The following is a 1,874-nucleotide window of genomic DNA, read 5'->3' as shown; positions in this document are numbered from 1 at the left end:
ATTTCTTTCAATATGTCGATTTTATCGGCTTTTTTTATACTTTTAATTTTTTTATATTATTTTTTATGTTATAATTTATATAGTGATAGTAGTGATATATTATTGGAGGTGTTTCTATGGCTTTTTTCCTTAAAAAATCTACTCTTAAAGGTCGTACCTATCTTTCCATCGTTGAAAGTTATTACTCCCCTCAAAAGCATGGTGGTGCTCATCGCACCTATAAATCACTTGCTTCTGTTGAAACTTGGAAAGCCAAAGGTATCGATGATCCTATTGCCTATTTTCAAAAAGAAGTGGATGAACTCAACAAAAATAATAAAAACAAGAATTCTCTTAAGATTTCCGATCATTCTCCTGAACTCTATCTTGGATATTTTCCATTCATATCCATGATGAATAAAATGGATATCAAAAAGTATGTCGACTATTTCAATCTGCATAATTCTTTTGAGTTTGACCTTTACGAACTTCTTTCATCTCTTATCTATGCTCGTCTTGTTAATCCATGCAGTAAGCATAGAACTTTTCATGAGGTCCTTCCTCAACTAAGAGACGGCGTTCACTTTTCTTATGATCAGCTTCTTGATGGTCTTGAATTCATCGGCAATGACTACGGCAAGTTTATCGAAATCTTTAATGAACAGACAAAGAAATTCTATGATATCAATACTTCCAAGACCTACTTTGACTGCAGTAATTTTTATTTTGAAATAGACAGAGAAGATGACTTTAGAAGAAAAGGTCCTTCTAAAGAAAACAGAAAAGATCCCATTGTCGGCTTAGGACTGCTTCTTGATGCAAATCAAATTCCTATTGGCATGGAACTGTTTCCTGGCAACGAAAGTGAAAAGCCCATACTGAGAAATGTCATCAAAAAACTGAAAGCTAAAAATCAAATCATAGGGAAAACCATCCATGTTGCAGATAAAGGATTGAACTGTGCACAGAATATCGCCTTTTCCAAAGAAAACGGAGATGGCTATCTCTTCTCAAAATCAGTAAAATCCTTACCTGAAAAAGAAAAGACATGGGTACTGTTGGATAATGATGATTGGAAGGATGTAAGAAGCAGAGATGGCACACTGTTATACAGATATAAATCATGTGTCGAAAAATTTCCATACACTTTTGAAATAGATGGTAAAAAGAAAACCCTCTGCTTTACAGAAAAAAGACTTGTTACCTATAATCCAAAACTGGCCTCAAAGAAAAAATATGAAATAGCCAAACAGATTGAAAAAGCAAGAAACCTCTGTTACAGTCAGGCAAAACGATCAGAATATGGAGATTTAGGAAAGTATGTCGATTTCATTGATGAAGACGGAGAGAAAGCCAAGGCCTCAATAAACGAATCAATGATTGAAAAAGAGCTAAAGTTTGCAGGATACAATATGCTTGTTACTTCAGAAAAGGATATGGATGATATTGATATCTATAATACATATCACAATCTATGGAGGATAGAAGAATCCTTCAGAATAATGAAGTCTGATTTAGATGCACGCCCTGTATTTCTTCAAAAAGAAAACAGCATAAAGGGACACTTCCTGATCTGTTATCTTGCCGTACTGTTAGAAAGAATATTCCAGTTTAAGATATTGGATAATCAATACAGCACACATCAAATCATGAAATTCATTAGAAGCTTTAAGGTGGTCAAAGGTGAAAGTAAATATATCAATGTAACGCCATCAAGTGAATTTATAAAAGAATTCGAAAAGATTACAAATCTTCCACTTACAAATTACTATTTGACAGAGCGGCAAATTAGACAGATATTCAATTATAAGATTTAAACGAAAAAGCAATAGAGATTCTATCTTGAATTCCTACTGCTTTTTTACTATCACTATATTTTAATGCTGGATACCAAA

At 33.1% G+C, this 1,874-nt stretch carries 1 protein-coding gene; it reads left to right on the top strand.

Translation table 11 applies throughout. The annotated features are described in order from the left end of the window. Positions 1–116 precede the first annotated feature (116 nt). Entirely contained in the window at positions 117–1,796 is a 1,680-nt protein-coding gene (locus LJD32_RS14805) for an IS1634 family transposase (protein WP_227392803.1), read from the top strand. The last annotated feature ends 78 nt before the right edge of the window (positions 1,797–1,874 follow it).

This window comes from Faecalibacillus sp. TM498 (assembly GCF_020589955.1).
In the GTDB taxonomy this organism is placed as follows: Bacteria; Bacillota_I; Bacilli_A; order Erysipelotrichales; family Coprobacillaceae; genus Faecalibacillus; species Faecalibacillus intestinalis.
The sequence above is the reverse complement of the archived record's forward strand: the minus strand, read 5'-3'. Positions and strand labels throughout refer to the sequence as shown.